We start from the raw sequence: 22,990 nt of genomic DNA, 5'->3' as shown, positions 1-22,990 counted from the left end.
ATGTAAGTCAGGGCGTGATTCTACCTATTTTGCGAGAGATTAACCGCTAAGAGCTGCGTGGTGGTGACGCAGGTGGTCATCAATGAAACTGGCGATGAAAAAATAGCTGTGGTCGTAGCCCGGTTGCAGCCGCAACGTCAGCGGATGTTGCGCCAGCTTCGCCGCCTGTTGCAGCGCCTCGGGCTTGAGCTGGTTGGCCAGGAAATCGTCGCGATCGCCCTGATCCACCAGGATCGGCAGCTTTTCAGTGGCCTCGGCGATCAGCACGCAAGCATCCCACTCACGCCAGCGCGAGCGTTCTTCCCCTAGATAACGGGAAAAAGCCTTTTGCCCCCAGGGACAATCCATCGGATTGCTGATCGGCGCGAATGCCGACAACGACTGATAGCGCCCGGGGTTGCGCAAGGCGCAGACCAGCGCGCCATGCCCGCCCATGGAATGACCGCTGATACCGCGCTTGTCCGAGGCCGGGAAGTGCGCCTCGACCAGCGCCGGCAGCTCATGCACCACGTAATCGTGCATCCGGTAGTGCTGGGCCCAGGGTTGCTGGGTCGCATTGAGATAGAAACCGGCACCCAGGCCGAAGTCCCAGGCCTTGTCGGGGTCACCGGGCACGTCGGCGCCGCGCGGACTGGTGTCCGGCGCGACGATGATCAGCCCCAGCTCGGCAGCCAGGCGCTGGGCACCGGCCTTGTGCATGAAGTTCTCGTCGGTGCAGGTCAGGCCGGACAGCCAGTACAGCACCGGCAGCTTGCCGCCCTGCTCGGCCTGTGGCGGCAGATAGACAGCGAACACCATGTCGCAGCCGAGGACTTCGGAATGGTGCTTGTAGCGTTTGTGCCAGCCGCCGAAGCTTTTCTGGCAGGACAGGTTTTCCAGGCTCATGACCGACCTCAGAAATGAATGACGGTGCGAATGCTCTTGCCTTCATGCATCAGGTCGAACGCCTTGTTGATATCTTCCAGGCCCATGGTGTGGGTGATGAAGGTATCCAGCGGGATCTCGCCCTTCTGCGCCATTTCCACGTAGCTCGGCAGCTCGCTGCGCCCGCGCACGCCACCAAAGGCCGAACCACGCCAGACGCGACCGGTCACCAATTGGAACGGACGGGTGGAAATTTCCTGGCCGGCACCGGCGACGCCGATGATCACCGACTCACCCCAGCCCTTGTGGCAGCACTCCAGGGCCGCACGCATCAATTGCACATTGCCGATGCACTCGAAGGAAAAGTCCACGCCGCCATCGGTCATATCGACAATCACTTCCTGGATCGGACGATCGAAATCTTTCGGGTTGACGCAATCGGTGGCGCCCAGTTGCCGGGCGATTTCGAACTTGGCCGGGTTGATGTCGATGGCAATGATCCGCGCCGCCTTGGCCTTGACCGCACCGATCACCGCCGACAGGCCGATACCGCCGAGGCCGAAGATCGCCACGGTGTCACCCGGCTTGACCTTGGCGGTGTTGAGCACCGCGCCGATCCCGGTGGTGACGCCGCAACCGAGCAGGCAGACCTTCTCCAGCGGTGCGTCTTTCGAGATCTTGGCCACGGAGATTTCCGGCAGCACGGTGTACTCGGAGAAGGTCGAGGTGCCCATGTAGTGGAAAATCGTCTCGCCCTTGTAGGAGAAACGCGAAGTGCCGTCCGGCATCAGGCCCTTGCCCTGGGTGGCGCGAATGGCCTGGCAGAGGTTGGTCTTGCCCGACAGGCAGAATTTGCACTTGCCGCATTCCGGGGTGTAGAGCGGGATGACGTGGTCGCCCACCGCCACCGAGGTCACACCCTCGCCGATCGCCTCGACAATCGCGCCGCCTTCGTGGCCGAGGATCGACGGAAAGATACCTTCCGGGTCCGCGCCGGACAGGGTGTAGGCGTCGGTGTGGCAAACGCCGGAGGCCACGACACGCAACAGCACTTCGCCGGCCTTGGGCATGGCGACATCGACTTCGACGATCTCGAGGGGTTTCTTGGCCTCGAAGGCAACGGCAGCACGTGACTTGATCATCCAGCAACTCCTGAAAAGTGAACAACGAAAACCTGAGTGTAAATCAGCCTTGATTGATTAATAATCCAGTCAAAAGCAAAACATTATTGCTGTACAGGGACAATCCAATGAATGACAACCGCTGGGAAGGCATCGACGAGTTCGTCGCGGTGGCCGAATGCAGCCAGTTCACGGCGGCGGCGGAGCGCCTCGGGGTGTCCTCGTCCCATATCAGCCGGCAAATCGCCCGGTTGGAAGAGCGCCTGCAAACCCGTCTGCTCTATCGCAGCACCCGGCGGGTGACCCTGACCGAAGCCGGGCAGACGTTCCTGCAGCATTGCCAGCGTCTGCAGGACGGCCGCGAGGAAGCCCTGCGCGCGGTGGGCGACCTGACCAGCGAACCCAAGGGCATGTTGCGCATGACCTGCGCCGTGGCTTACGGCGAACGTTTTATCGTGCCGCTGGTGACCAGTTTCATGGGGCTGCATCCGCAGTTGCGGGTGGATATCGAGTTGAGCAACCGCACCCTGGACCTGGTACATGAGGGCTTGGACCTGGCGATTCGGTTGGGCCGTTTGCAGGATTCGCGGCTGGTGGCGACCCGGCTGGCGCCACGGCGGATGTACCTGTGCGCGTCACCGTCCTACCTGGAACGTTATGGTCGCCCCCATAGCCTGTCGGAATTGAGCCGGCATAACTGCCTGATCGGCAGTTCGGATATCTGGCAACTGGAGCAGGACGGGCGGGAGTTTTCTCAGCGGGTACAGGGTAATTGGCGCTGCAACAGTGGGCAGGCGGTGCTGGATGCGGCGCTGCAGGGGGTTGGGTTGTGTCAGTTGCCGGACTATTACGTGCTGGAGCATTTGCACAATGGCACGCTGATCTCCTTGCTCGAAGCCCATCAGCCACCGAATACGGCGGTATGGGCGCTGTATCCGCAACAGCGGCACCTGTCGCCAAAAGTGCGCAAGCTGGTGGATCATCTCAAGGAAGGATTGGCCAAACGGCCCGAGTACAGCGTTTGACCGGTGCCCTCAGCGACGATTAGCCCAGCGCAAACGCAACCACTCCAGGTCTTCAGGCCGGGTGACCTTGATATTGTCCGAACGCCCTTCGATCAGGCGCGGCGCCTGGCCCGCCCATTCCATCGCCGAGGCTTCATCGGTGATGGTTGCATCGGCCACCAGGCTGTCCGCCAGGGCCCGGTGCAAGGCACCCAGGCGGAACATCTGCGGCGTATAGGCCTGCCAGATCAAACTGCGGTCGATGGTTTCCAGTACCCGCCCGTGCTTGTCGACGCGTTTGAGCGTGTCCCGCGCCGGCACGGCCAGTAGCCCACCGACCGGGTCATCGGCCAACTCACCGAGCAAGGTATCGAGATCGCCACGGGACAAATTGGGCCGCGCCGCATCATGGACCAACACCCAATCGTCCTCCACCGCCCCCAGGGTATGCAGGTGCAGCAAGGCATTGAGTACCGAATCGGCCCGTTCGTCGCCACCATCGACCCGCTGGATACGCGAATCCGTGGCACAAGCCAGGCCCGGCCAGTAGGGATCGTGGGCGGCAAGGGCAATCACCAGGCCCTTCAAGCCCGGATGATCGAGGAAACAGCCAAGGCTATGTTCGAGAATCGTGCGTCCGCCCAGGGACAGATACTGCTTGGGACGGTCCGCGGCCATACGGGCACCGACGCCCGCGGCAGGAATCACGGCCCAGAAGGCCGGGAGAGAGAATTCAGTCATTGCGCCAGCTGATAAAGGGTTTCACCGTCCTTGACCATGCCCAGTTCATGGCGAGCGCGCTCTTCAACGGTCTCCATGCCTTTCTTCAGTTCAAGAACTTCCGCGTCAAGCACGCGATTACGCTCCAGCAGACGCTCGTTTTCGGCATGCTGTTCGGCAATTTGCTGTGTCAGGTCGGCTACCTGCGCCAGGCTCCCATTGCCCACCCAAAGGCGGTACTGCAGGCCAGCCAGCAGCAAGAGCAGAACGAGGAACAACCAATTGGGACTGCGCATCGAATTTCAGTTATCCAGTGGAAAAGACAGCCATGCCAACCATTTCGAACCGACTGATAGCACGAAGCCTGGAAGAACCAGGCTTGTGCTCTCAAAGCATCAGATTAGTGCTAAAAAACTCGCGATAGCGACTTTTCCGACACAATCTGGTGTCTTTTTACCATCTACTGCTTAACCGCGAAACTCGGAGCGACCGTTGTACTTGGCCTTGGCGCCCAGTTGTTCTTCGATACGCAGCAGTTGGTTGTACTTGGAGACGCGGTCGGAGCGGCACAGCGAACCGGTCTTGATCTGGCCTGCAGCGGTACCCACGGCCAGGTCGGCAATGGTCGAATCCTCGGTTTCACCGGAACGGTGCGAGATCACCGCAGTATAGCCGGCGGCCTTGGCCATCTGGATGGCTTCCAGGGTTTCGGTCAGGGTGCCGATCTGGTTGAACTTGATCAGGATGGAGTTGGCGATCTTCTTGTCGATGCCTTCCTTCAGGATCTTGGTGTTGGTCACGAACAGGTCGTCGCCCACCAGCTGGGTCTTCTCGCCGATCTTGTCGGTGAGAATCTTCCAGCCAGCCCAATCGGACTCGTCCAGGCCATCTTCGATGGAGATGATCGGGTAACGCTCGGTCAGGCCTTTCAGGTAGTCGGCGAAACCTTCGGCGGTGAACACCTGGCCTTCGCCGGACAGGTTGTATTTACCGTCTTCGTAGAATTCGCTGGCCGCGCAGTCCAGGGCCAGGGTCACGTCGGTGCCCAGCTTGTAACCGGCATTGGCCACGGCTTCGGAGATCACTTTCAAAGCGTCTTCGTTGGACGCCAGGTTCGGCGCGAAACCACCTTCGTCACCGACAGCGGTGCTCAGGCCACGAGCCTTCAGCACGGCTTTGAGGTGATGGAAAATCTCGGTGCCCATGCGCAGGCCTTCGGAGAAGGTCTTGGCGCCAACCGGCTGAACCATGAATTCCTGGATGTCGACGTTGTTGTCGGCATGCTCGCCGCCGTTGATGATGTTCATCATTGGCACCGGCATGGAGTAGACACCCGGCGTGCCGTTGAGGTTGGCGATGTGTGCGTACAGCGGCAGGTCCTGGTCCTGGGCAGCAGCCTTGGCGGCGGCCAGGGACACGGCGAGGATGGCGTTGGCGCCCAGGGTCGCCTTGTTCTCGGTACCGTCCAGGGCGATCATCGCATGGTCTAGGGCCTTCTGGTCGGAAGGGTCCTTGCCCAGCAGCAGCTCACGGATCGGGCCGTTGATGTTGCCGACGGCCTTCAGCACGCCCTTGCCCAGGTAACGACTCTTGTCGCCATCACGCAGTTCCAGCGCTTCACGCGAACCGGTGGAAGCACCGGACGGCGCGCAAGCGCTGCCGATGATGCCGTTGTCCAGAAGCACGTCCGCTTCCACGGTGGGGTTGCCACGGGAGTCGAGAACTTCACGACCTTTGATGTCGACGATTTTTGCCATTGTTGTAAACACTCCAAAGTTGACGAAAACGACGCAGCTGAAGGAAATCTTTGATCGTCGGCAAGCGAATGAAAAATGGGCAGCCTTGCAGACGAAAAGGCTCTGAACCCGAGTCCAGAGCCTTGAATCGTGCGGTACTTTACCGGAGATTTAAGGATTACGCGGTTTCTACCGTCGGAAAACTCTTCACCAGTGTGTCCAAAGCCTTGAGTTGGGCCAGGAACGGTTCCAGCTTGTCCAGGCGCAGGGCACAAGGCCCGTCGCACTTGGCGTTGTCCGGGTCCGGATGCGCTTCCAGGAACAGCCCGGCCAGACCCTGGCTCATGCCGGCCTTGGCCAGGTCGGTGACCTGGGCCCGACGGCCACCGGCGGAATCCGAGCGACCGCCCGGCATCTGCAGGGCGTGGGTCACGTCGAAGAACACCGGGTATTCGAACTGCTTCATGATGCCGAAGCCGAGCATGTCCACCACCAGGTTGTTGTAGCCGAAGCTCGAACCGCGCTCGCAGAGGATCAACTGGTCGTTGCCCGCTTCCACGCACTTGCTCAGGATGTGTTTCATTTCCTGGGGCGCGAGGAACTGGGCCTTCTTGATGTTGATCACCGCGCCGGTCTTGGCCATGGCCACCACCAGGTCGGTCTGGCGCGACAGGAAGGCCGGCAACTGGATAATGTCGCAGACCTCGGCGACCACGGCGGCCTGGGCCGGCTCGTGGACGTCGGTAATGATCGGCACGCCAAACGCCTGCTTGATGTCCTGGAAAATCCGCATCCCTTCTTCCAGGCCGGGGCCACGGTAAGAGGTGACGGACGAACGGTTGGCCTTGTCGAAGCTGGCCTTGAATACGTAAGGAATACCGAGTTTCTCGGTCACTTTCACGTACTCTTCACAGACCTGCATCGCCATGTCCCGGCTTTCCAGTACGTTCATGCCGCCGAACAGCACCATCGGCTTGTCGTTGGCAATCTCGATGTCGCCTACGCGGATGATCTTTTGGGCCATGCTCTTATCTCTCCGAGATCACGCGTTCTTCTGGTGTTGAGCCAAGGCCGCCTTGACGAAACCGCTGAACAGCGGATGGCCGTCGCGCGGGGTCGAGGTGAACTCGGGGTGGAACTGGCAAGCGACGAACCATGGATGATCCGGGGCCTCGACCACTTCCACCAACGAGCCATCACCGGAGCGACCGGAAATCTTCAGGCCGGCTTCGATGATCTGCGGCAGCAGCTTGTTGTTCACTTCGTAACGGTGACGGTGACGCTCGACGATCACGTCCTTGGCATAGCAATCGTGCACCAGGGATCCGGCTTCGAGCAGGCAATCCTGGGCACCGAGGCGCATGGTGCCGCCCAGGTCGGAGCTTTCGCTACGGGTCTCGACCACGCCGGTGGCATCTTCCCACTCGGTGATCAGGCCGACCACCGGGTGACCGCTGGTGCGATCGAACTCGGTGGAGTTGGCGTCTTTCCAGCCCATCACGTTACGGGCGAACTCGATGACCGCCACTTGCATGCCCAGGCAGATACCCAGGTACGGCACCTTGTTCTCGCGAGCGTACTGGACGGCGGTGATCTTGCCTTCCACGCCACGCAGGCCGAAACCACCAGGAACCAGGATGGCGTCAACGCCTTCGAGCAGCGCGGTGCCCTGGTTTTCGATGTCTTCGGAGTCGATATAACGCAGGTTGACCTTGGTACGGTTGGTGATGCCGGCGTGACTCATCGCTTCGATCAGCGATTTGTAGGCATCCAGCAGCTCCATGTACTTGCCGACCATGGCGATGGTGACTTCGTGTTCCGGGTTCAGCTTGGCGTCGACCACCGCTTCCCACTCGGACAGGTCGGCACCGCCACATTGCAGGCCGAAACGCTCGACGACGAAATCATCCAGGCCCTGGGAGTGCAGGATGCCGGGGATCTTGTAGATGGTATCGGCGTCTTCCAGCGCAATCACCGCACGTTCTTCAACGTTGGTGAACTGGGCGATCTTGCGACGCGACGAGATATCGATCGGGTGGTCGGAACGGCAGACCAGCACGTCCGGCTGCAGGCCGATGGAGCGCAGCTCCTTGACCGAGTGCTGGGTCGGCTTGGTCTTGGTTTCGCCGGCGGTGGCGATGTACGGCACCAGGGTCAGGTGCATCAGCATCGCGCGCTTGGCGCCGACTTCGAAACGCAACTGGCGGATGGCCTCGAGGAACGGTTGCGACTCGATGTCGCCGACCGTGCCGCCGATTTCCACCAGGGCCACGTCGGCATCGCCGGCGCCCTTGATGATGCGGCGCTTGATCTCGTCGGTGATGTGCGGGATCACCTGGATGGTGGCGCCCAGGTAATCACCACGACGCTCCTTGCGCAGCACGTGCTCGTAGACACGGCCCGTGGTGAAGTTGTTGTTCTGGGTCATGGTCGTGCGGATGAACCGCTCGTAGTGACCCAGGTCCAGGTCGGTCTCGGCACCGTCGTGGGTGACGAAGACTTCACCGTGCTGGAACGGGCTCATGGTGCCCGGATCGACGTTGATGTACGGATCCAGCTTGAGCATGGTGACTTTCAGTCCCCGCGCCTCCAGGATGGCCGCCAATGAAGCCGAGGCAATGCCTTTCCCCAATGAAGAAACAACACCGCCCGTGACGAATATGTAGCGCGTCATGAAAAACCCTAGAAGTCTGCGTTAAAGCGGTCCGAGCCGCCGGGGAAAGCGAAGGAAGGCCGAAGCCCCCGATTACCTGCGATCATCACAGTGCACCTTTCGAAAAACTGCTGCGTTGAGACGGTCCGCAGGGTTGAACCCGCGGTACGGTGCGCGCTACACATTTTTTGGAATCGCCCGGCAAAGACAGCCTGGTAATCGGCAACTCCTGCAATTGCTGGCAATCCACAGAAGTTGTATCAAGAAGGGAGCGTAGTCTACCGGAAAGCGCCTTTCAGCTCAAACCTTGATCGCTCGAAGGTGGCTGCCAATGCAAATGCCAGTCACCCAACGCCCCGCCGTCCAGGCCCGGCAGGTTCGCCACGGCCAGCAATTCGTCGCCTCGATAGAGCAGCGGCAATCGGCCGCGGACAAACCAGGGCACCCCACTTTCGTTAAGCAGGCGCTTCAGATCGCGGTGTCCGCGGTCCGGCAGGTGCAAAACCTCACCACCCTGACGATAGCGAACCTGCAAGGGACCGGCCGGTGCCTCGCCGACCACCAGCAGTTCGCCATTGTCCGGCAGCTCCAGCGGTCGATTCGGGCAGTTCCAGGCGATATCCGCCGACGGCTGGCGCAACCAGGACCCGCTCAACCACCATAAATGCTCGTCGGCACGGTGCAGCTCGCCCTCGGCCAGGCGCCATTTCGGCCGGGCATCATGGGCGGCATCGCGCAGATCGTCCCAACCAGCCCAATGGTCGCTGTCCGGCAGCCGGGTCAGCGGTGCCAGCCAATGCCGCAGGGCGTTGCGCTGCCGGGCCGGAGACAGGTCGATCAAGGCGTCGAGGGCCAGCGACGGTATGCCCAGCCAGACGTGCCGGGAATGCGCCAGGGCATCGTCGAGGTCGACTTCAGCCAATTCGTCGAGCAGTTCCTGGGCCTCGCGCAGGTGCGCGGCGCTGCGCACCATGCTGCTCACCGCTTGCGGCCAGCGCTCGGTCAGTCCGGGAAAAACCCGGTGACGGAGGAAGTTGCGCGAGAACTGCTGGTCACTGTTGGACGGGTCTTCGATCCAGCGCAGCTTGTGCTGACGGGCATAACCCTCGAGCTCGGCCCGGGAAACGTCCAGCAGAGGCCGCACCAGATAGCCGCCGCCGACCTCGCGCTGCGCCGGCATGGCCGCCAGGCCACGCACCCCGGCGCCGCGCAGCAGTCGAAAGAGCAGGGTTTCGGCCTGGTCTTCGCGATGCTGGGCGGTGAGCAGTACGTCGTGCAACTGGGTGACCCCGGCAAAGGCCAGGTAACGCGCATCGCGGGCGGCGCGCTCAAGACTGGCGCCCAATTGCACGCTGACACGGATCACCTGCAAAGGTATCCCGAGTTCATCACAGACGGCCTGGCAATGTGCCGGCCAGCCGTCGGCCGCCGCCTGCAGCCCGTGATGGACATGCAAGGCGGCAATCCTGGGCAGGGGCCGGGTTTTCGCCAGGCTGGCGAGCAGGTGCAGCAGCACGGTGGAGTCCAGGCCGCCGGAGAAGCCGATCCGCCAGGTCTGGGCATTACGCCAGGGCGAAAGGGCTTCGAGCAGCCTGGAAGGCAGATCGATATCAGGCTGACGCATGGGTTGCCCCCCGCGCTGGCTCACGAACGATAACGCGCGCTATCAGAGACCGTAGCTCATCAGACGCTCGTAACGACGAGCCAGCAGCGCATCGTTGTCGAACTTCTTCAGCATAGCCAACTGCGTGCTGAGTTCGGCACGAATCGAGGCCGCCGCCGTGGCCGGATCGCGATGGGCGCCGCCCAGGGGCTCGGAAATCACCTTGTCGACGATCCCCAGGCCCTTGAGGCGCTCGGCCGTGATGCCCATGGCTTCGGCGGCGTCCGGGGCTTTATCGGCGGTTTTCCACAGAATGGAAGCACAGCCTTCCGGGGAAATCACCGCGTAAGTCGAGTACTGCAGCATGTTCAACTGGTCGCACACGCCGATGGCCAAGGCACCGCCGGAACCACCCTCACCGATCACGGTGGCGATGATCGGCGTTTTCAGCCGCGCCATCACCCGCAGGTTCCAGGCAATCGCTTCGCTCTGGTTGCGCTCTTCGGCGTCGATGCCCGGGTAGGCACCCGGGGTGTCGATAAAGGTCAGGATCGGCATCTTGAAGCGCTCGGCCATTTCCATCAGGCGGCAAGCCTTGCGGTAGCCTTCCGGACGCGGCATACCGAAGTTGCGACGGACCTTCTCGCGCACTTCACGGCCCTTCTGGTGGCCGATAATCATCACCGGCTGGTCGTCCAGGCGGGCAATACCGCCGACAATCGCCGCGTCGTCGGAGAAATGCCGATCGCCGTGCAGTTCGTCGAACTCGGTGAAGATGTGGTTGATGTAGTCCAGGGTATACGGACGACGCGGGTGACGCGCCAGACGCGCGATCTGCCAGCTGGTCAGCTTGCCAAAGATATCTTCGGTCAGCGTGTTGCTCTTGTCCTGCAGGCGGGAGATCTCATCGCCGATATTCAGCGAATTGTCGTTACCGACCAAGCGCAGCTCTTCGATCTTGGCTTGCAGGTCAGCGATCGGCTGTTCGAAATCAAGAAAATTCGGGTTCATAAGCATCCGTCTTGGGTCGAGCACAGTAGTTTTTACACAGCCTGGCCGGCCGATTGATCTGTATCGCGCCCTACCTTACGGGATATGGCGCGCTCAGGTCGAGATTAAAAATAGGGTCAAGGTCGGCGCGCACCAAGTGCGCCACCGTCCTAACGGTATTGGAGGAAGACGTTGTCTCGCCCGAACTGGTCACGCAATGCCTGAATCAGACTGTCCGCCGGGTCGATCCGCCAGCTCTCGCCGAACTGCAACAAGGCCTTGGCGTCGCTGCCGGTGTACTCCAGGGTGATCGGGCAGGCCCCCCGGTGCTTGCCGAGCAATTCCCCCAGCCAGCGCAGTTGATCGCCCTTGAGCGCGGCACTTTGCAGCTTCAGGCGCAGGCTTTCGGCCAGGTTGGTGCGCGCATCTTCCATGCTCATCACCCGCTTGACCCGCAGGCGCAGGCCGCCGGAGAAGTCGTCGTTGCTGACCTCGCCTTCGACCACCACCATGGCATCGGTCTGCAACAGCGACTGGGCCGACATGAAGGCATCGGCGAACAACGAGGCCTCGATCCGTGCCGAGCGGTCGTCGAGGGTGATGAAGCCCATCTTGTCGCCTTTTTTGTTTTTCATCACCCGCAGGTTGATGATCATCCCGGCGACTGTCTGGGTATCCCGGGCCGGCTTCAGGTCGATGATGCGCTGACGGGCAAAGCGGCGGATCTCGCCTTCGTACTCGTCGATCGGGTGACCGGTGAGGTAGAGGCCGAGGGTATCTTTCTCGCCCTTCAGCCGCTCCTTGAGGGTCAGTTCCTTGGCCTTGCGGTGATTGGCGTAGACATCGGCATCTTCTTCGACGAACAGCCCGCCAAACAGGTCGGCATGGCCGCTGTCGTGGGTCCGCGCGGTCTGCTCGGCGGCCTTGATCGCCTCTTCCATCGCCGCCAGCAACACCGCGCGGTTACGGTCGATATTGGCCTGGTAGGCCTTGGTCTCGTCATGGAAATACGGGCCAAGGCGATCCAGCGCCCCGCTACGGATCAAGCCGTCGAGGGTGCGCTTGTTGATGCGCTTGAGGTCGACCCGGGCACAGAAATCGAACAGGTCCTTGAACGGACCCTCCTGGCGTGCTTCGGTGATCGCCTCCACCGGCCCTTCGCCGACGCCTTTGATCGCGCCGAGGCCATAGATGATCCGGCCTTCGTCGTTCACCGTGAACTTGAACTCCGAGGCGTTCACGTCCGGCGCGTCGAGGCGCAGCTTCATGGTGCGCACTTCCTCGATCAAGGTCACGACCTTGTCGGTGTTGTGCATATCCGCCGACAGTACCGCGGCCATGAACGGCGCCGGGTAGTGGGCCTTCAGCCAGGCGGTCTGGTAGGAAACCAGGCCGTAGGCGGCGGAGTGGGACTTGTTGAAACCGTAACCGGCGAATTTCTCCACCAGGTCGAAGATGTTACCCGCCAGATCCGCATCAATATTGTTGGTGGCGCAACCCTCGATGAAACCGCCACGCTGCTTGGCCATTTCCTCGGGTTTTTTCTTACCCATGGCCCGGCGCAGCATATCCGCGCCACCGAGGGTGTAGCCGGCCATGACCTGGGCGATCTGCATCACCTGTTCCTGATACAGGATGATGCCGTAGGTCGGCGCCAGCACCGGCTTGAGGCCTTCGTACTGGTAATCGGAGTGCGGGTACGCCAGTTCGGCGCGGCCGTGCTTGCGGTTGATGAAGTCGTCCACCATGCCGGACTGCAGCGGCCCCGGACGGAACAGGGCCACCAGTGCGATCAGGTCTTCCAGGCAGTCGGGCTTGAGCTTCTTGATCAGCTCCTTCATGCCACGGGATTCCAGCTGGAACACCGCCGTGGTCTCGGCCTTCTGCAACAGGCTGTAGGTCGGCTTGTCGTCCAGCGGGATAAAGGCGATATCCAGCGGTGGCTCGTTGACCTTGGCGCGATCACGGTTGATGGTCTTCAGCGCCCAGTCGATGATCGTCAGGGTCCGCAGGCCGAGGAAGTCGAACTTCACCAGGCCGGCCGCCTCCACGTCGTCCTTGTCGAACTGGGTCACCAGGCCGTCGCCTTCCTCGTCGCAGTAGATCGGCGAGAAGTCGGTCAGCTTGGTCGGCGCGATCACCACGCCACCGGCGTGTTTACCGACGTTACGCACCACGCCTTCGAGCTTGCGCGCCATCTCCCAGATTTCCGCCGCTTCTTCATCGACCTTGATGAAGTCGCGCAGGATCTCTTCCTGCTCGTAGGCTTTTTCCAGGGTCATGCCGACTTCGAAGGGGATCATCTTCGACAGGCGATCCGCCAGGCCGTAGGACTTGCCCTGGACCCGCGCCACGTCGCGCACCACCGCCTTGGCGGCCATGGAACCGAAGGTGATGATCTGGCTCACGGCGTTGCGGCCGTACTTCTCGGCCACGTAGTCGATCACCCGGTCGCGCCCATCCATGCAGAAGTCGACGTCGAAGTCGGGCATGGAAACCCGTTCCGGGTTGAGGAAACGTTCGAACAGCAGGTCATATTCCAGCGGGTCGAGGTCGGTGATCTTCTGGACATAGGCCACCAGGGAACCGGCACCCGACCCCCGGCCAGGACCCACGGGCACGCCATTGCTCTTGGCCCACTGGATAAAGTCCATCACGATCAGGAAGTAACCGGGGAAACCCATCTGGATAATGATATCCAGCTCGAAATTCAGCCGGTCGACATAGACCTGGCGCTTGGCTTCATAGTCTTCGGTGGTGTCCCTGGGCAGCAGGACCGACAGGCGTTCTTCGAGGCCGTCGAAGGACACCTTGCGGAAATATTCGTCGATGGTCATGCCATCGGGGATCGGGAAGTTGGGCAGGAAGTGCTTGCCCAGCTTCACTTCGATATTGCAGCGCTTGGCGATCTCGACACTGTTTTCCAGGGCGTCGGGCAGGTCGCTGAACAGCTCGGCCATTTCCTCGGCGCTTTTGAGGTATTGCTGGTCGCTGTAGTTCTTCGAACGGCGCGGATCGTCGAGGGCCCGGCCCTCACCGATGCAGACGCGGGTTTCGTGGGCCTCGAAGTCTTCCTGCTTGATAAAGCGTACATCGTTGGTCGCCACCAGCGGCGCACCCAGCTTGTCGGCCAGGGCCACGGCGCCATGCAACTGTTCTTCGTCATTGGGACGGTTGGTGCGCTGGACTTCCAGGTAGAAGCGGTCCGGGAACACCGCCATCCATTCGCGGGCCAGGGCTTCGGCTTCAGCGGCGTTGTCGCCGAGCAGGGCCATGCCGATCTCACCCTCCTTGGCCGCCGAAAGCATGATCACGCCTTCGCTGGCCTCGGCCACCCACTCGCGCTCGATGATGACCATGCCGTTGCGCTGGCCATCGATATAGCCACGGGAAATCAGCTCGGTGATGTTGCGGTAGCCGACGCCGTTCATCGCCAGCAGGCTGATGCGGCTCAGCGGGGCATCGGGATCCTTGTTCGACAGCCAAAGGTCGGCGCCGCAGATCGGCTTGATCCCGGCGCCCATGGCGGCCTTGTAGAACTTGACCAGGGAACACATGTTGTTCTGGTCGGTCACCGCCACGGCGGGCATGTTCAGGCCGTTCAGGGCCTTGACCAGCGGCTTGATCCGAACCAGGCCGTCGACCAGGGAGTACTCAGTGTGCAGGCGTAGATGAACGAATGAAGCCGGCATAGTGATCCTGTCTAATCTGTAGAAACAACAAGGCCCGGATTGTACCGGGCCTTGGCTAAAACATCAGCAGCGTTAAAGTTCGCCGGACCGCCCATGAGCCTCATAGGCCAGCCGTACCGGTGCGAACGAACGCCGGTGAATCGGTGTCGGCCCCAGCCGCTGCAAGGCTTCCAGGTGCACCGGTGTCGGATAGCCCTTATGCCCGCCGATGCCATAACCCGGGTAGATCAATTCGACAGCTGCCATTTCACGATCACGGCTGACCTTGGCCAGGATTGACGCCGCCGCGATCGCCGGCACCTTGCTATCGCCCTTGACCACCGCTTCGGCTGGCATCGGCAACTTCGGGCAACGGTTGCCGTCGATCATCGCCAGCTTGGGCTGGATATGCAGGCCTTCGACCGCCCGCTGCATTGCCAGCATGGTGGCATGCAGAATGTTCAGTTCATCGATTTCCTCGACTTCGGCGCGGGCGATACACCAGCTCAGGGCCTTTTCGCGGATTTCGTCGTAGAGCTTTTCGCGCCGGGCCTCGGTGAGTTTCTTCGAGTCGTTGAGGCCGAGGATCGGGCGCTTGGGATCGAGGATCACCGCCGCAGTCACAACCGCGCCGCAAAGCGGGCCACGACCGACTTCGTCGACACCGGCCACCAGGTCTTCGGCATCGGCCACCAGGGTGAAGTCCAATCCCATCTGCATTTTCACGCTACTCATACGGTTTTGCCGATCAGCTTCAACACTGCGTCGGCGGCCTGGTTCGAGGCATCCAGGCGCAAGGTGCGATGGATTTCGTCGAAGCCCCGGGTCTGCTCTTCGCCGCCCTCGATCAGCGGCGACAGGGTCTGCGCCAGGGCCTCGGGGGTTGCGTCATCCTGCAACAGCTCGGGCACCAGCAAACGCTGGGCCAGCAGGTTGGGCAAGGAGATGTAGGGGCTTTTTACCAGCCGCTTGAGAATCCAGAAGGTCAGTGGCGCCAGACGATAGGCGACCACCATCGGACGCTTGTACAGCAGGGCCTCCAGCGTCGCCGTACCCGAGGCGATCAACACCGCGTCGCAGGCGGCCAGGGCCTTGTGGGACTGGCCGTCGAGCAGGGTCAGCGGCAGATCGCGCCCCACCAGCAAGGCCTCGATCTGGGTACGCCGTTGCGGGCTGGCGCAGGGCATGACAAAACGGATAGCGGGGTGCATCTCCCGCAGGCGTTGCGCGGTATCGAGGAACAAGCCGCCCAGGCGCCCGACTTCGCCGCCACGACTGCCCGGCATCAGCGCCACCAACGGACCGTCCGGCAAGCCGAGTTCGGCCCGCGCCTGCCCACGGTCGGCCTGCAAGGGGATGGCGTCGGCCAGGGAATGCCCGACAAACCGCACCGGCACGCCCTTCTCTTCATAGAAGCGCGCTTCGAAAGGGAACAGCGTCAGCATCAGGTCACAGCCTTCGCGGATCTTCAGCACCCGCTTCTGCCGCCAGGCCCAGACCGACGGACTGACGTAATGCACGGTCTTGATCCCGGCACGGCGCAGCTTGAGTTCGATATTCAGGGTGAAATCCGGCGCATCGATGCCAATAAACACATCGGGCTTTTCGGCAATCAGCGTCTGGATCAGCAATTTGCGGCGCTTGAGCAGCTCAGGCAGACGGCCGAGCACTTCCACCAGGCCCATCACCGACAGCCGCTCCATGGGGAAATAGGAAACCAGGCCTTCGGCCTGCATCAGCGGGCCACCGACCCCGATAAACTCGACTTCAGGATGCTTGGCCTTGAGCGCCCGCATCAGACCAGAGCCGAGAATGTCGCCGGAGGCTTCCCCGGCGACCAGCGCAATTCGCAAAGTCGCCATGATCAGCGGGTGATGCCGCGGGTCGAGGACTGGATCGAATCGAGAAACACCGCCACTTCCGGGTACTGCGCGGCAGGTTCGGCCAGCTCGGCGATGGCTTGTTCCACCGTCAGCCCCTGGCGGTACACCACCTTGTAGGCCCGGCGCAGGGCGTGGAGCACTTCCTCGCTGAAACCACGCCGACGCAAGCCTTCGAAGTTCATGCTACGGGCTTCGGCGGGGTTGCCGAAGACCGTGACATAGGCAGGAACATCCTTGCCGATGGCGGTGCCCATGCCGGAAAAGCTGTGGGCGCCGATATGGCAGAACTGATGGACCAGGGTGAACCCCGAGAGGATCGCCCAATCCCCCATGTGCACATGCCCGGCCAATGCCGTGTTGTTGACCAGGATGCAGTGGTTGCCGATCACGCTGTCGTGACCGATATGGGCGTAGGCCATGATCAGGTTGTGGTCGCCCAGGGTGGTTTCCGAGCGATCCTGTACCGTGCCCCGGTGGATGGTCACACCTTCGCGGATAACGTTGTGGTCACCAATGACCAGGCGCGTCTCTTCGCCTTTGTACTTGAGATCGGGCGTGTCTTCGCCTACCGAGGAAAACTGGTAGATGCGGTTGTGTTTGCCGATCCGGGTCGGGCCCTTGAGAATCACATGCGGCCCGATCACTGTCCCCTCGCCGATTTCCACACCTGCGCCGACGATCGACCAGGGGCCGACCTCAACGCCCTCGGCCAGTACGGCCGTGGGATCGATGATTGCGCGAGGGTCAATCAAACTCATACTTTCTGTTCCGCACAGATGATCTCGGCCGAGCAGACCGGCTTGCCGTCAACCGAAGCCTGGCACTCGAACTTCCAGATCTTGCGCTTGCAGCTGATGAACTTGGCTTCGAGGATCAACTGGTCGCCCGGCAGTACCGGCTGGCGGAAACGCAGCTTGTCGGAGCCGACGAAGTAGTACAGGGTACCGTCGGAAGGCTTCACGTCGAGCATCTTGAAACCGAGGATGCCGGCAGCCTGGGCCATGGCTTCGATAATCAGCACGCCCGGCATGATCGGGTGCGCCGGGAAGTGGCCGTTGAAGAAAGGCTCGTTGATGCTGACATTCTTGTAGGCACGAATGCGCTGGGCCTCGACATCCAGTTCCACCACCCGGTCCACCAGCAGGAACGGGTAACGGTGAGGCAGGTATTCGCGAATCTCTTTGATGTCCATCATTTCGTGGGGAAGCCTGTAGTAAAGAGTGGGAGCGCGCCACGCGCGGCTCCTCTAGCAAATCAAGAAGGCAGCTTGCGTACAAACCCAGGCGGCTACTTGATATGGAAAATGGTATCAGCCATCTGATGAAGCATTACCGTCCGGGGTCACGTCGCCTACCCGCTTTTCCAGCTGCCGCAGGCGCCGGGCCATGTCGTCGAGCTGGCGAATACGCGCCGCGCTCTTGCGCCACTCGGCGGCCGGCTGCATCGCCGTACCGGAAGAATAGGCACCCGGCTCGGTAATCGAGTGGGTGACCATGGTCATCCCGGTCAGGAAGACGTTGTCGCAAATCTCGATATGCCCCACCAGGCCGACGCCACCGGCGAGCATGCAGTGCTTGCCGATCTTGGTGCTGCCGGAAATCCCGCAGCAGGCGGCCATGGCCGTGTGATCGCCGACCTGAACGTTGTGGGCGATCTGAATCTGGTTGTCGAGCTTGACCCCGTTGCCAATGATCGTGTCGGCCAGGGCACCGCGGTCGATGGCGGTATTGACGCCGATCTCCACATCATCACCGACGGTCACGCCACCGATCTGGGCAATTTTCTGCCAAATACCCTTTTCATTGGCGAAGCCGAAGCCTTCACCGCCGAGCACGGCACCAGACTGGATCACCACCCGCTTGCCGATGCGCACGTCGTGGTAAAGCGTGACCCGTGGCGCCAGCCAGCCGCCTTCGCCGATTTCACAGCGAGCACCGACAAAACACTGGGCGCCGATGGTCACGCCAGCACCAATCCGCGCAGCGCTCTCGATCACCGCAAAGGCACCGATACTGGCGGTCGGATCGACCTGGGCATCGGCAGCCACCACCGCGCTCGGGTGAATCCCGGCAGGCGCTTTGGGCTTGGGATCGAACAGGTGCGAAATACGCGCATAGGCCAGGTAAGGATCAGCCACCACCAGCGCATCGCCGGCATAACCTTCGGCGTCGGCGGCCTTGAGCAACACGGCGCCGGCCTGGCTGTCAGTGAGGTATTTGCGGTACTGGGGATTTGCCAGAAAGCTCAACTGAGCTGGGCCAGCCTCCTGCAAGGTGGCTAGCCCAGTGATTTGTTTCTCCTCGTTGCCACGTAGGGTGGCACCGAGGATCTCGGCCAATTGGCCGAGCTTGATGGTCGCTGTCATGGATTACTTCAGCTGGTTCATGCGCTCGATCACCTGGCGGGTGATGTCGTACTGCGGTTTGACATCGATCACGGCGCCACGCTCGAACACCAGGTCAAAGGCACCTTTCTTGATGACTTCTTCCACGGCGCTATCCAGCTTGGGCTTGAGCTGCTTGAGCATCTCGCGGTCAGCAACGGCTTTTTGCTCGTTCAGTTCCTTGGACTGGAACTGGAAATCACGGGCCTTTTGCTTGAATTCCAGCTCCAGACGCTCGCGTTCGCCCTGCTGCATCTTGTCGCCACCGGCCACCAGACGATCCTGGATACCCTTGGCACTGCTTTCCAGGGCCTGGAGCTTGGTCAGTTGCGGACCGAACTTCTTCTCGGCATCGACGGCGTACTTCTTGGCTGCGTCGGATTCCAGCAGGGCCATCTGATAGTTCAGGACCGCGATTTTCATTTCGGCAAAGGCCGGGGTCGCTACCAGAACAGTGGCCAGCAGAACCAGTTGAGTCAACTTACGCACAATAAACTCCTACAAAATCCGTTGTCGTTATCTAGGGTCAGGCCGTTAGAAGGTCTGACCGAGGGAGAATTGGAACACCTGGGTTTCAGCGTTATTAGGCTCTTTGACCGGCACGGCCAGGGCAAAACTCAATGGCCCCAGGGCGGTTACCCAGGTCACGCCAACACCCACGGAACTGGCCATATTGCTGAAACTGATGTCGTTGCACTGCGTCTGCGACAGCGTGCCATTGGTGTTACGGACCTGTTCGCACTTGGAGTCGAATACGTTACCCACGTCCCAGAACAGCGAGGTGCGCAGCGAACGCTGGTCTTTCACGAATGGCAGCGGGAACAACAGCTCCGCACCACCTTGAATCAGTACGTTACCACCGAACGGCAATGGATTCGTGCTGGTATCGGCAATCGTACCGGCGTTACCGGTCACATCCACACCGCGACTTGGCGTACCACGTGGGCCCAGGGTACTGTCCTTGAAACCACGTACCGAGTTGAAACCACCAGCGTAGTAGTTCTCATAGAACGGCAGGCCGTTGGTCGAACCATAGCCGTCGCCGTAACCCAATTCGGTATGGAAACGCATGGTGTAGGTGTCGCTCAACGGCTGGAATACCTGACCACGGTAGTCGAGTTTGAAGAACAACAGGTCACTGCCTGGGATGGTACTTTCCAGGGTCAGGCTCTGGGAGTGACCACGGGTCGCCAGGACGCCTTTGTTCAGGGTCGAATCCGACCAGCCGAGGGAGGCCTTGTAGTTCAGGAACTCGTCGCCCTGGGTGTTAACGAAGTTGAAGATTTCGTCGACGGTGTACTGGCCGGTCTGGATCTTGTCCTGCTGGGCCGTCAGGCCGAAGGTCAGGCGCGATGTCTCGTTGATCGGGTAACCGACGCTGACGCCAGCACCCAGGCTGTCCACGGCATAGCTGGCAACGCTGACATCGAGTTCGCTGTAGTCAGTGGTGCGGTAGAACACGTTGTAGCCCAGGCTGACACCGTCCGGCGTCCAGTAGGGGTCGACATAACCGAAGTTATAGCGGCTCTGGTACTGGCTGCGGGTCAGGCCGATGCTGACCTTGTTACCGGTACCGAGGAAGTTGTTCTGGGTGATCGAACCGCCCAGGATCAGACCGGCGCTCTGGGCAAAACCGACGCTGGCGGTAATCGAACCCGAGGCTTGCTCTTCCACGGTGTAGTTCACGTCAACCTGGTCATCGACACCCGGAACAGCCGGGGTTTCGACGTTGACTTCCTTGAAGAAGCCCAGGCGTTCAAGACGGGTCTTGGACTGGTCGATCAGGTAGGTGGAAGCCCAACCGCCTTCCATCTGACGCATTTCACGACGCAGCACTTCGTCCGCGGACTTGGTGTTGCCACGGTAGTTGATACGGTTGACGTAGGCACGCTTGCCCGGGTCGACCACGAAGGTGATATCGACGGTGTGATCGTCATCGTGCGGCGTCGGTACGCCGTTGACGTTGGCGAAAGTGTAGCCGTCGTTACCCAGGCGGCGGGTGATCAGTTCCGAGGTGGTGGTCATCAGCTTGCGCGAGAACACCTGGCCCTTCTCCACCAGCAGCAGGGACTTGACCTGGTCTTCCGGCACCTTCAGGTCACCACTGAGCTTCACGTCGCGGACCTTGTACTTCTGGCCTTCGGTGACGTTGACCGTGATATAGACGCTTTTCTTGTCCGGGGTGATGGACACCTGGGTCGAGGCGATATCCATGTTGATATAGCCGCGGTCCAGGTAGTAGGAACGCAGGCGCTCCAGGTCACCGGAGAGCTTTTCGCGGGCATACTTGTCATCGTTCTTGAAGAACGACAGCCAGTTGGTGGTCTTGAGTTCGAACAGATCGATCAGGTCTTCGTCCTTGAATACCGAGTTACCCACCACGTTGATGTGCTGGATCGCGGCGACGGTGCCTTCGTTGATCTTGATCTTCAAGCCCACGCGGTTACGCGGCTCGGGAACGACTTCGGTCTCGACCTCGGCCGAGTAGCGGCCTTGGGCCACATACTGACGCTGAAGTTCGTTACGCACACCTTCAAGGGTCGCACGCTGGAAGATTTCACCCTCGGCCAGGCCGGACTGCTTCAGCCCCTTCATCAAGTCGTCAGTCGAGATCGCCTTGTTGCCTTCGATATCGATGCTGGCCACCGAAGGTCGTTCAACGACCGTGATGACCAGGACGTTACCTTCGCGCCCCAGCTGGATATCCTGGAAGAAACCGGTTTTGAACAGCGCGCGAGTGGATTCCACCAGGCGACGGTCATCCGCTTGCTCCCCGACATTCAACGGTAACGCGCCAAACACGCTACCAGCGGATACCCGCTGGAGGCCATTGACACGAATATCGGAGATAGTGAAGGACTCGGCGTGAACTTCGGCGATCATCAATACGGTGAGAACCGCAGTTAGCAGCAGACGTTTCATGAAGTCCTTTCTTATTCCAACTGGCAATAAACAAACTGCCGCACAATGCGGCAGATTCGCAATTTTCGCGAAGCGTTACAGTCGACCCAGATCGTTGACCAGGGCAAGCAACATCACCCCAACCACCAAACTGATACCGATCTGAATCCCCCAACCTTGCACCCGATCCGACAAGGGACGACCACGCGCCCACTCGATCAGATAAAACAGCAAATGCCCCCCATCCAGTACCGGGATGGGCAACAAATTCAGAACCCCGAGGCTGATACTCAGATAAGCCAGGAAATTCAGGAAATCAGCGACGCCCGACTGGGCCGAAGCGCCCGCCACTTTAGCAATGGTTATCGGTCCACTCAAGTTTTTTACCGAGAGCTCGCCGAACAACATTTTCTTCAGCGAGTCCAGGGTCAGGACGCTCATGGTCCAAGTGCGTCGAGCACCTTCGCCAATCGCCGCCAGAGGCCCGTAGCTGACCTCTCGAACCATCTCCGGCGGCCAGTCCACCGCCTTGACGCCGGCCCCCAGGTAACCGCTCGCCGCCTTGCCTTCGCCGCGGCTGGCCAGGGTCAGCGGGACGTCGATTTGAGCACCATCACGCTCGACGTGCAGCACAATTTTGGTATCAGGACGTACACGGACCCAATCCACCACCTGCTGCCAATCGTTCAGGGGCTGGTCATTCACCGCCAACAGGCGGTCGCCGGTCTTGAGGCCGGCGGCCTGGGCCGGGCCCTTCGGATCGAGTTCGGCCAGCACCGGCGCCAGCGCCGGACGCCATGGGCGAATCCCCAGAGACTTGATTGGATCGGGCTCGTCGGCGCCTTGCAGCCAATGGTCCAGTGCCAGTTCGCGGGGCGAGTCGGCCGTCGAGCCAGGCTCACGGACCCGCAACTGCAGGGTGCCGCTTTCCCCCAGGCGACGCACCAACTGAAGATTGACCGCGCCCCAACCGGTGGTCGGCTCGCCATCGACGGCGACGATTTCCTGACCGCTGCTCAACCCGGCCTTCTCGGCCAGGCTACCGCTTTCCACGGTACCGATGACCGGACGCACCTGCTGGCTGCCCAGCATCGCCAGGCCCCAGAAAAACACGATGGCCAGGAGAAAGTTGGCAATCGGGCCGGCGGCGACGATTGCGATACGCTGGCGCACCGACTTGCGATTGAAGGCCTGGTCGAGCAGCTCCGGCGGGACTTCAGCCTCGCGCTCGTCGAGCATTTTCACGTAGCCGCCCAACGGAATCGCGGCGACCACGAACTCGGTGCCCTGGCGATCGTGCCAACGCAGCAGCGGCATGCCGAAGCCCACGGAAAAACGCAGGACCTTGACGCCGCAACGACGGGCCACCCAGAAATGGCCGAATTCGTGGAAGGTCACCAGCACACCCAGGGCCACCAGGGTGCCGACTATCATATAGAGCGCGCTCATTTACTTTCTCCG

The 22,990-nt window shown here is 61.2% G+C and carries 19 protein-coding genes; 1 reads left to right on the top strand and 18 read right to left on the bottom strand.

What is annotated here, in order from left to right; all coding sequences use genetic code 11:
- Nucleotides 1-39: 39 nt before the first annotated feature.
- Both fghA and HX830_RS08635 read right to left on the bottom strand, forming a co-directional pair.
- Complete coding sequence (gene fghA, locus HX830_RS08640) at nucleotides 40-885, bottom strand: S-formylglutathione hydrolase (protein WP_103496395.1); 846 nt, start codon at nucleotides 883-885, stop codon at nucleotides 40-42.
- A gap of 8 nt (nucleotides 886-893) precedes the next feature.
- On the bottom strand, nucleotides 894-2,006 hold the full coding sequence (locus HX830_RS08635) for an S-(hydroxymethyl)glutathione dehydrogenase/class III alcohol dehydrogenase (RefSeq protein ID WP_103496394.1): 1,113 nt from the start codon (nucleotides 2,004-2,006) through the stop codon (nucleotides 894-896).
- Nucleotides 2,007-2,113: 107 nt separating this feature from the next.
- Between HX830_RS08635 and HX830_RS08630 the strand changes: the two genes are divergently transcribed.
- Nucleotides 2,114-3,010, top strand: a complete 897-nt coding sequence (locus HX830_RS08630) for a LysR substrate-binding domain-containing protein (RefSeq protein WP_103496393.1) — start codon at nucleotides 2,114-2,116, stop codon at nucleotides 3,008-3,010.
- 9 nt (nucleotides 3,011-3,019) lie between these two features.
- Here the strand turns inward: HX830_RS08630 and ispD are convergent, their stop codons facing one another.
- The 16 genes from ispD to rseP all read right to left on the bottom strand — a co-directional run bounded on the left by ispD (nucleotide 3,020) and on the right by rseP (nucleotide 22,978).
- Nucleotides 3,020-3,730 (bottom strand): 2-C-methyl-D-erythritol 4-phosphate cytidylyltransferase, encoded by a 711-nt coding sequence (gene ispD, locus HX830_RS08625; protein ID WP_177099790.1) that lies wholly within the window; start codon nucleotides 3,728-3,730, stop codon nucleotides 3,020-3,022.
- Nucleotides 3,727-4,005: a cell division protein FtsB gene (ftsB, locus tag HX830_RS08620; RefSeq protein WP_017906255.1), complete on the bottom strand. Its 279-nt coding sequence runs from the start codon at nucleotides 4,003-4,005 to the stop codon at nucleotides 3,727-3,729. The genes ispD and ftsB overlap by 4 nt, the downstream gene beginning before the upstream one ends.
- Nucleotides 4,006-4,176: 171 nt before the next feature.
- A complete protein-coding gene (gene eno / locus HX830_RS08615; protein ID WP_103496391.1) occupies nucleotides 4,177-5,466 on the bottom strand; it encodes a phosphopyruvate hydratase in 1,290 nt (429 codons plus the stop codon).
- A gap of 157 nt (nucleotides 5,467-5,623) precedes the next feature.
- Nucleotides 5,624-6,469 carry a 3-deoxy-8-phosphooctulonate synthase gene (gene kdsA, locus HX830_RS08610; RefSeq protein ID WP_100938597.1) on the bottom strand — a complete coding sequence of 282 codons (846 nt, stop codon included), beginning with the start codon at nucleotides 6,467-6,469 and terminating at the stop codon, nucleotides 5,624-5,626.
- An 18-nt stretch (nucleotides 6,470-6,487) separates the two neighbouring features.
- Nucleotides 6,488-8,119 carry a CTP synthase gene (locus HX830_RS08605; RefSeq protein WP_103496390.1) on the bottom strand — a complete coding sequence of 544 codons (1,632 nt, stop codon included), beginning with the start codon at nucleotides 8,117-8,119 and terminating at the stop codon, nucleotides 6,488-6,490.
- 274 nt (nucleotides 8,120-8,393) lie between these two features.
- Nucleotides 8,394-9,722, bottom strand: coding sequence for a tRNA lysidine(34) synthetase TilS (gene tilS / locus HX830_RS08600; RefSeq protein WP_177099789.1), 1,329 nt, complete (start codon nucleotides 9,720-9,722; stop codon nucleotides 8,394-8,396).
- 42 nt (nucleotides 9,723-9,764) lie between these two features.
- A complete protein-coding gene (locus HX830_RS08595) occupies nucleotides 9,765-10,712 on the bottom strand; it encodes an acetyl-CoA carboxylase carboxyltransferase subunit alpha (RefSeq protein ID WP_103496388.1) in 948 nt (315 codons plus the stop codon).
- Nucleotides 10,713-10,861: 149 nt separating this feature from the next.
- Nucleotides 10,862-14,383, bottom strand: a complete 3,522-nt coding sequence (gene dnaE, locus HX830_RS08590; protein WP_152740227.1) for a DNA polymerase III subunit alpha — start codon at nucleotides 14,381-14,383, stop codon at nucleotides 10,862-10,864.
- Between the two features lie 72 nt (nucleotides 14,384-14,455).
- Complete coding sequence (gene rnhB / locus HX830_RS08585) at nucleotides 14,456-15,082, bottom strand: ribonuclease HII (protein ID WP_256350450.1); 627 nt, start codon at nucleotides 15,080-15,082, stop codon at nucleotides 14,456-14,458.
- Between the two features lie 11 nt (nucleotides 15,083-15,093).
- Nucleotides 15,094-16,224 carry a lipid-A-disaccharide synthase gene (lpxB, locus tag HX830_RS08580; protein ID WP_103496385.1) on the bottom strand — a complete coding sequence of 377 codons (1,131 nt, stop codon included), beginning with the start codon at nucleotides 16,222-16,224 and terminating at the stop codon, nucleotides 15,094-15,096.
- A 2-nt stretch (nucleotides 16,225-16,226) separates the two neighbouring features.
- Complete coding sequence (gene lpxA / locus HX830_RS08575; protein ID WP_103496384.1) at nucleotides 16,227-17,003, bottom strand: acyl-ACP--UDP-N-acetylglucosamine O-acyltransferase; 777 nt, start codon at nucleotides 17,001-17,003, stop codon at nucleotides 16,227-16,229.
- Nucleotides 17,000-17,440, bottom strand: a complete 441-nt coding sequence (fabZ, locus tag HX830_RS08570) for a 3-hydroxyacyl-ACP dehydratase FabZ (protein ID WP_040064770.1) — start codon at nucleotides 17,438-17,440, stop codon at nucleotides 17,000-17,002. Before fabZ ends, lpxA begins: the two co-directional genes overlap by 4 nt.
- Before the next feature lie 114 nt (nucleotides 17,441-17,554).
- Entirely contained in the window at nucleotides 17,555-18,610 is a 1,056-nt protein-coding gene (lpxD, locus tag HX830_RS08565; protein ID WP_103496383.1) for a UDP-3-O-(3-hydroxymyristoyl)glucosamine N-acyltransferase, read from the bottom strand.
- Nucleotides 18,611-18,613: 3 nt separating this feature from the next.
- Nucleotides 18,614-19,117: an OmpH family outer membrane protein gene (locus tag HX830_RS08560; RefSeq protein WP_103496382.1), complete on the bottom strand. Its 504-nt coding sequence runs from the start codon at nucleotides 19,115-19,117 to the stop codon at nucleotides 18,614-18,616.
- A 45-nt stretch (nucleotides 19,118-19,162) separates the two neighbouring features.
- Entirely contained in the window at nucleotides 19,163-21,550 is a 2,388-nt protein-coding gene (gene bamA, locus HX830_RS08555) for an outer membrane protein assembly factor BamA (protein WP_177099785.1), read from the bottom strand.
- 75 nt (nucleotides 21,551-21,625) lie between these two features.
- Nucleotides 21,626-22,978, bottom strand: coding sequence for a sigma E protease regulator RseP (gene rseP, locus HX830_RS08550; protein ID WP_103496380.1), 1,353 nt, complete (start codon nucleotides 22,976-22,978; stop codon nucleotides 21,626-21,628).
- Between the last annotated feature and the right edge of the window lie 12 nt (nucleotides 22,979-22,990).

Origin of the sequence: Pseudomonas gingeri (assembly GCF_013385425.1) — a bacterium.
Taxonomy (GTDB): Bacteria; Pseudomonadota; Gammaproteobacteria; order Pseudomonadales; family Pseudomonadaceae; genus Aquipseudomonas; species Aquipseudomonas gingeri_D.
Note: the sequence above shows the minus strand (reverse complement) of the source record. Positions and strands in the feature narration are given on the sequence as shown.